Consider the following 8266-nt stretch of genomic DNA (forward strand, 5'->3'; position numbering starts at 1 on the left):
GTGATTAAAGTCACTATTTAATTATGAGGATTGAACTCGTCATTTACCTGAAACATGTGTCAGGTTGGTGAACGTTTGATAAAAATAAAGGCACTATAGAGTGCCTTTAGTCGGTTTTATTATTAGCTTGAATGGCAATTATTGTGTTTTAAATTGTCCTACCAGTTGCTGCAATTTATGACCCGCATCATCCAGTTGACTTACGATAAGTTCAGAGTTTTTATTTTCTCGAATCAAGTCGGTCACAATATTTTGGATAGAACCCATGTTGCCGCTTATCTCACCTGTTACTGCATTTTGCTCGGTAGAGGCCGCTGCAATTTGATTAATCTTACCATTTATTTCAGTCACAGCTTCTGTGACTGAAATAAGGTTATTTGAAATTTGATTCGTCGAACTTACCGCATCATTACAAGACGTCTGACTTTTATCCATGGCTTGAACGGCTTGTGTAACCAAGTTATGTAATTGGTCTAACATCTCATTAATTTCTAATGTACTGCTTTGAGTACGACTAGCAAGCCCGCGAACTTCATCGGCAACAACGGCAAAACCACGACCTTGTTCACCAGCACGCGCAGCTTCAATAGCGGCATTCAATGCAAGTAGGTTAGTTTGCTCAGCAATATCGCCAATCACTTTTAGTACATTATTAATATTATGCGATTGCTGATTCAGTGCATCAATGTAGCCAGAGGCTTGGGTTACTTCATCTACTAATGTATTTATTGATACTAATGATGTATCCACTTGTTGTTGAGCGATAAGCGCAACATCACTCATTTTTTCAGTACCAGAAGCAACATCGTTTGTGTTCTCTGCTATCTCATTTGCAGCTAGGCTCATTTGTTCAACGGCAGCAACGACTTGTTCAGTCTCGCAATTATGCTCGTTCAGTTTAGCAGTTAAGGCATTAGTTTGATTATGTACATTATGCGCCGTTGTTGTCAGGCTATCTGTCGTCGCTGAAACTTGGGAAATAATGCTTTGTAGTTTATTAGCAAAACGGTTAAATGCTTTTCCAAGTTGTGCAATTTCGTCATTACCTTCAACCACCAGACGTTTGGTTAGATCACCTTCACCATCTGCAATATCATTAAGTGTTTTAACCATACGCTCAACTGGTTTAATGATACGGCTTGTGATCAATAAAATAATCATGGCAGAAATTACGGCTAAAATGATCGAAATAAAAGCGACGGTATTGATACGATCTTTCATATCAGCATGAATCTGTGCTGTGTATTGTTCAACACTGTTATCTATGTCATCTAGATATAAGCCTGTACCAATAAACCATTTATTGTTATTAAGTGTAATCGCATAACTTTCTTTTGGTTGGGCTGGCTGGTTCGCTTTTTTAGGAAAGCTGTATTTAACAAACTGTCCATTATTTTTAGCCGCATTAATTAATACTTTGATGTACGCAACGCCGTTAGCATCCGTCGCGCCAATTTGATCAGTACCTTGAATTGAAGGCTTAAGAGGGTGAGCAACATTTACTCCCTCCATTGTGTAGATAAAAAAGTAACCTGCATCATTGGCTGCAAATCGAATAGGCGTAATAAGTTGGCGGATTTCTACAAGCTGTGTTGCTTCATCACTGTTTTTAGAAATGATATTTTCAATGGCGTGCTTGGTAATAATAACCGCGTCTTTGAGTTCTTGTTGTCTTTCTGAAATAAGCTCTTGCTTATAATGTGCCACATTTTTTGTTAGAGATTGGTTCTCTAAATAGATGACGATACACATCGCTATACCGAGAATAGCGATCATAGGCAATAAGCTTAGTAGTAATAATTTGTGCTTAAGTGTGTTGATCATAATTCCATTTGCCTTATCCATTATTAATCACTGATATGCATACGAGAGCGTTTGCTGTGTAGTATTCACATATAAGTTTATGTAATGATAAGAGAAAAAAATTACTGATAGATGTATCTTTGATATTTATTCAATTAATAGTGCGGTTGTTGCAGACTTTTACATTGGGGGGAATAAAAATGAGGGTTGCATCGATAAAAAAATACCTACCAATGAGGTAGGTATTTTTTTAGAGCATGTATTTATTTTTTGTTTTTAAGGTATGTAATTGTGTTTGCCATATCTTGTAAGCTGTCGTGAGCACTTGTATTTACAAGATATTTGCCATTAATCAGGAATGCGGGCACTGATTGTAATGCAGCATTGCGAACGGTATCTTCAGATTGTTGGAGTAGCTTAAAGATTTCAGCTTGTTGTTGTTTTGTTAATTCATACGGACTTTTTAAACCGTTATCATGGAAGATTTTCGATAATGCGACTTTACGTTGCGCATCTGTCATATCTTTTGGTGAGTCTTGTACGAAAGAAAATAACGCTTCTACTAGTTTATGGCTAGGTTCGTTATTCGTTTGAATCATTGCTGCGTAGAAAATAAAAGCCGCTTTTTGCGCGCTTTCATTGAAAGTCACGTGTACTTGATTGATGTTTTTAGTGTTTGTTAATTTTTGAATTTCTGGCAGCATACCTTCCATATTACGGCAGTGCCCACAAGACAGTGAAAAAATCTCTGTGACAGCGGGCATGTTAGGCATAGGGGTTGGAATTATTGAATACTTATCGCCTTCTTGGGGTGTTTTAGAATCAGAACATGCTGTTAATGTTAGTGCTGCTAATAGTACAACGAAGAAAGATTGGTAAATACGTTTCATTGTGGTCTTCTTTATAGAATTAAATAAAGAGTATTATGGCGATAATTAAATAACATTGCATCGTAAAGTTACAAAATAACACCAAATTGTCTAATGTTAGCGTTATTTTGTTGATGAATAAACGTAAAGAAATAGTGTGAATAACTCAGTGAAAAGCCTATGTTGATGGGGTATTATTGCTGGCTTTATTATTGCTTTGAGTGCTTCAAATGTTTATTGGATTTGATTATGGGACGGCAAATTGTTCAGTCGCAAGAATGGTAAATGGTAACCCCGAACTGTTACCGCTAGAACACAATAATCATTTTATTCCATCAACGTTGTGTGCCCCTACACGAGAGGCGGTATCAGAGTATCTATACCGTTTTATGGGGATATCCCCAACAGACAGTGTTGGAGAGCAAGTATTACGTCGCGCAATGGCTGTTAACCGTGAAGAAGATATTGAAATTTTCCGTGGTGATTTACAGTTTGGTGAAGCTGCACTAAATACCTATTTGTCTGATCCTGAAGAAGTCTATTACGTTAAATCTCCTAAATCTTTTCTTGGTGCCAATGGCTTACGTGACGCGCAGATCAGTTTTTTTGAAGATCTTGTTTGCGCTATGATGGCGAATATTAAACATAATGCAGAGCAGCATCTTCAATCAGATATTACACAAACCGTGATTGGTCGTCCGATCAACTTTCAAGGGACAGGGGGGGAAGCTGCAAATATTCAGGCTGAAAAAATTCTCTCTCAAGCAGCGAAACGCGCAGGTTTTAAAGATGTTTCGTTTCAGTTCGAACCCGTTGCAGCTGGTTTAGAGTTTGAATCAACATTAACTGAGAATAAGACAGTACTTGTGGTTGATATCGGTGGTGGTACTACAGACTGCTCACTCATAGAAATGGGGCCTAAATGGATTAATGAGCAAGATAGAACACAGTCTCTACTTGCACATAGCGGACAGCGTGTGGGTGGGAATGATTTAGACATTCATCTTGCTTTTAAGCAATTGATGCCAGAATTTGGTTTAGGGAGCAGAACTGCACGAGGCATTGATATGCCGTTTAATCAATTTTGGAATCCTATCGCGATTAATAATGTTGCGGCACAAACTGAGTTTTATTCTGAAGCCAATTTACGCGCGTTAGAAAAGTTACGTTATGACGCTGCAGATCCTGCAAAACTAAGCCGCCTTATTCATGTTTATCATGAGACCTTGGGATACCAAATTGTACGACGTGCAGAAGAAGCTAAAATAGCGTTATCTGAGCAAAATAAATATCGTGTTGATATGGCAATAATCAACGACGTATTTGCAGTCGATATTACTGTTAAGCAATTTGCAGAAGCGATCGCAACCCCGACAGATAAGATGCGTGATCTTATCGTGGAAGTGCTAGCACAGAGTAATAAAAAACCAGATGTGGTGTTTATGACGGGAGGAACCGCACGTTCTCCAATTTTGAGGCAGTGTATTGAGCTGCAGTTGCCAGATATTCCTATTGTAAGTGGTAATTTTTTTGGTTCAGTTACTGCTGGATTAGCACGTTGGGCTGAACGTTGTTACCGTTAATTCTAATAAAGTGATAAAAAGGCCTTTGATATGGCCTTTTTATTTGAAAAGAGCTAGGCAGGTTTAGGGGCGTAAGCAGAACACCATCCCTTAGCATTAACAAGCTTACCAGGGAATATTTTACATGGGCGCCATGCCGCGCTTGCATCACCTTCAATAAGCATACAGCTATTACAATTACTGTCACCTTTAGTGGATTCGTTAACATATTTTAGTGCTTTTGCCTGTGGATCATCGGTAGACAAATGTGGAAGTTCAGCCGCTTGGGCCGGTTTTACTAATAGCTTGCTTCCAATACTCAGACCAATAATTCCACCAACAGTCAATTGTAAAAAGCGTCGACGTGAAGATTGATTTTTCATTGCAATGTCCTTTTTTAAGCATATGAGTTTCAACTCATTTAACTTATTAATTATTAAAGTAGGGGATAATCAATAAGTGACCTACGCATCATCTACTACTAATATAGACGAGTGATGGATAAAGCTGATTGTTTAATCTACTTATAGATTAAATCAATATTACGTAAGTAATGTCAAAAAAGATGATTTTTGCTGTGTAAAAGTAAGCAAAGAGTGAAGAATGGGCCTCACAATAGTGAGGCCCATAGATATTCTATTTTATAGTGCTGAAATAGGTTGGCTATTTTCTTGCTTTAATTTTGCGAAAAAAGCCTGTGTTTCAGCAATGACTACGTGGCGTAATACAACGAGACCAATAAGGTTAGGGATAGCCATTAAGCCATTAACAATATCTGCAATTACCCAAATCATATCTAGCTGCATGAAGGCGCCGCCAGCGATAAGTACAAGGAAAAATAACTTGTAAGGTAAAATTGCTTTCACACCGAAAAGGTAAGTAATACAACGTTCGCCATAGTAATTCCAACCTAAAATAGTGGTAAAGGCAAAGAACATTAAGCCAACAGAGACCATTAATGGACCGTAATAGCTCGAATGTAGACCTTCAGCAAAAGCATGGGTTGTCATTGCAGCACCAGCAAAATCAGAAGACCAAGCGCCAGTAACAATCAATGTTAGACCTGTCATCGTACAGATAATGACGGTATCAAAGAAAGTACCTGTCATAGAAATAAGGCCTTGGCGCACACAAGAATCAGTTTGTGCTGCAGCCGCTGCAATAGGTGCGCTACCTAAGCCAGATTCATTAGAGAATACCCCGCGCGCAATACCAGACTGAATAGCAAGCATGATCCCTGCGCCAACAAAACCACCTGTAGCGGCATGCCCTGTGAATGCAGATTCAATAACTAAGCTAATAGCATTTGGAATGGCGTCAAAATTACTCGCTAATACACTGATACAAGCAATGATGTAAAAACCAGCCATGAGTGGAACAACAGTACTTGCAACACTTGAAATGGATTTAATACCACCCAGTGTCACTGTCGCAACCAATACGGTTAAAATAACAACGGTGATTTCTTTCGGTATATTGAAAGAAAGCTGTGCGGCTTCAACGATGGCGTTCGCTTGTGGGAAAGTACCAATACCAAAACATGCAACACCAACAGCAAAAAGTGCGAACAGTTTCGCAAGCCACTTGCTACCCACACCTTTTTCGATGTAGTACATTGGGCCGCCTAAAATTTGGCCGTTACTGTCAACTTCGCGGTATTTTACCGCTAATAAACATTCTGCATATTTCGTTGCCATTCCTAGTACAGCAGCAAGCCACATCCAGAAAAGTGCACCAGGGCCACCAAGTTTAATTGCTGTGGCTACACCAACAATATTACCGGTACCAATTGTTGCAGAAAGGGCAGTACATAGTGCGGCGAAGCTAGAAACATCGCCTTCACCTTTACTATCAGCATCTTTTTTGCCACCAAATACATAGCGCAATGCCAGTGGTAGATAACGGACTTGGATAAAACCAAGACGGATGGTTAAGTACAAACCTGTACCGACTAGTAAGATCAGTAATGGCGGTCCCCAAACAAGACTGTCAAAGGCTTTAAGAAAATTAAAAATTGTATCGTGTAGTGGATTCATTATTCCTCCTTTAAACTTCAAAGGAAGAGATATAGAACAACATAAATGTTGGATGCAGATAATATCTGGTTGCTGCTCTTATCTCCTCTGTCCTTTTGCCTGAGAGTTTCACCCATATAGGGCTTGCTCCTTCGGCGCTCGATTTAACGAGTCTCTCCAGAGGCTCCTCCAACAACAGTCCATACCTATCGTAAAATACGACATGGTGCCTGAAAGATTTACGATTTAATAAATTGAGGGCTCAACTTATTAAAAACGCTTACTTCTTCGGCGGGCGTAAGAGATACCATCATGGTAATTTCTTTTGCCGCTCTCCTGCTGTCTTCATCGGAACTCATATTTCGGATTGCAATGTTAGGGGAATGAAATGTGATTGTCAGCAAAAAAAATGTGCAAACAGTGAAAAAAAGTCTAAATGTGAAAAAAATAAGCGGGTGATGGGGGCAGAAATTTGTTGGTGGACAAAAAACAAGCTTACTTATCGGGAAAGTAAGCTTATTAGTATGTGGGATCAGTTTATATAAACAAGACGTCGTTATTGTTTGAAGTTTTTACTGAGTAATTTTATTAACTCATGGTTGTTATCTGATGTAGCTTCCCAGCCAAAAACGCCACCGAGTTGATGTTTCTTCACATAATCAGCTTTAGCTTGTAACGAACGCTTATCTTCAAAACTAATGTATTCATTTTTCTTTGGGCTAAATAAGACGGCAGCTTCAGCTTTTTCGTCGTAATAGTACTGGTAACCCAATTTTTTATTATTTATTAGATATTTCATAATATCTGAGTAGTTAAAATAACCAGGGTCAGCAATATCTGAACCTTTCTCCATTGTTCCTTTACTACTTAGCCCTTCGAGTCTTTCAGCAGAAGCTTTGTCGACACCTTTCCATCCACGACCATAAAAGGGGCTGCCAATAATGATTTTTTGTCTGTCAACGCCTTGTTTTAATAAAGCGTTTACTTGGTTGTCAACTGACATGTCATCAGGCGTTAAAGGCGTACTATATAAATTGCTATGGTGACCAACCGTAGGACCCCAACTGCCTAAAAAGTCAAAGCTCATTAAGAATATTTGATCGAGATCTTGTGATACTTTTTTCCAATCAATACCGGGTAATGTTTTAGGTGCACCATTTACTGCCGCTGAAAGTTGGTAAGTGCGATTATTTTTTATAGCCAACGTATTTAATTGGGTACGAAGTTCATGAATTAACTTTGTGTATGCAAGACGTTCACTTTCCACATTATCATTGCCTAAGCCTGATAAACCATGTCCACCGGGGTATTCCCAATCGATTTGAATGCCGTCGAAGAAATCATATTTTTGGATTAATTTTATAGCACTATCAACAAATGTTTTTCTGTATTCATCGTTTAACGCGACTGTATGGAAAGGCTCTGATAATGTCCAGCCGCCAAAACTAGGAAGAATAGATAAATTTGGATTTTCGTCTGAAAGTAACTTTAGTTGACCGAAGTTACCACGGTAACTGACTTTACTTGATGTCTTACCTTTTAGTTTCATTTGAAGTGCGGCATAGTCATCTAAGACAATAGCGGTACCTATTGGTTTATCCTTACATTGGGTTTTCATTATTTTTTTTATGTTGTCGGGAGAGGCATCAACAGGTCCGCACACAGCAAGAAAGGCATAAATAACATGCGTTAAATCATTAACAGGAAGCATGTTGGCACTGTAGGGCGTTTTAGGAGTATATACTTTCCAATCTGGATAATAGGCTGCAATAACAGGTGACGAATGCGTTATTGACTGAGCTGCAGCTTGATTGGAAAAAAAACAACTAACAAGAGTTGCGGTAATAACGGAAAGATAATAATTCCGTGAGAAATAACGCATTGATAGATCCCTAATCGCGAAACATAAATTAATATCAAACAAGTATACTATCGTTGTTTGTTTTTATTGAGTTATGTGATTTGTTATATATTATGACAATGATCACAAAGATACACTAAAACGCAAATTTTATAT

The 8266-nt window shown here is 38.5% G+C and carries 6 protein-coding genes and 1 riboswitch; of the genes, 1 reads left to right on the forward strand and 5 read right to left on the reverse strand.

The window, feature by feature from the left end:
• Window positions 1–138: 138 nt before the first annotated feature.
• Window positions 139–1824 (reverse strand): methyl-accepting chemotaxis protein, encoded by a 1686-nt coding sequence (locus C9J45_RS19100; RefSeq protein WP_107245694.1) that lies wholly within the window; start codon window positions 1822–1824, stop codon window positions 139–141.
• Between the two features lie 242 nt (window positions 1825–2066).
• Window positions 2067–2693: a thiol:disulfide interchange protein DsbA/DsbL gene (locus C9J45_RS19105; protein WP_107205863.1), complete on the reverse strand. Its 627-nt coding sequence runs from the start codon at window positions 2691–2693 to the stop codon at window positions 2067–2069.
• 209 nt (window positions 2694–2902) lie between these two features.
• On the opposite strand from C9J45_RS19105, the gene yegD reads away from it, so the two are divergent.
• Window positions 2903–4255 carry a molecular chaperone gene (gene yegD, locus C9J45_RS19110; protein WP_107205864.1) on the forward strand — a complete coding sequence of 451 codons (1353 nt, stop codon included), beginning with the start codon at window positions 2903–2905 and terminating at the stop codon, window positions 4253–4255.
• A 53-nt stretch (window positions 4256–4308) separates the two neighbouring features.
• Here the strand turns inward: yegD and C9J45_RS19115 are convergent, their stop codons facing one another.
• The 3 genes from C9J45_RS19115 to C9J45_RS19125 all read right to left on the reverse strand — a co-directional run bounded on the left by C9J45_RS19115 (window position 4309) and on the right by C9J45_RS19125 (window position 8131).
• Entirely contained in the window at window positions 4309–4617 is a 309-nt protein-coding gene (locus C9J45_RS19115; RefSeq protein ID WP_107205865.1) for a high-potential iron-sulfur protein, read from the reverse strand.
• A 258-nt stretch (window positions 4618–4875) separates the two neighbouring features.
• Window positions 4876–6270, reverse strand: a complete 1395-nt coding sequence (locus C9J45_RS19120; protein ID WP_107205866.1) for a sodium:alanine symporter family protein — start codon at window positions 6268–6270, stop codon at window positions 4876–4878.
• A 77-nt stretch (window positions 6271–6347) separates the two neighbouring features.
• Window positions 6348–6440: riboswitch (glycine riboswitch) on the reverse strand.
• Between the two features lie 365 nt (window positions 6441–6805).
• Window positions 6806–8131, reverse strand: a complete 1326-nt coding sequence (locus C9J45_RS19125; protein WP_107292881.1) for a glycoside hydrolase family 18 protein — start codon at window positions 8129–8131, stop codon at window positions 6806–6808.
• Window positions 8132–8266: the final 135 nt, after the last annotated feature.

Origin of the sequence: Photobacterium sp. GB-1, assembly GCF_003026165.1 — a bacterium.
GTDB lineage: Bacteria > Pseudomonadota > Gammaproteobacteria > Enterobacterales > Vibrionaceae > Photobacterium.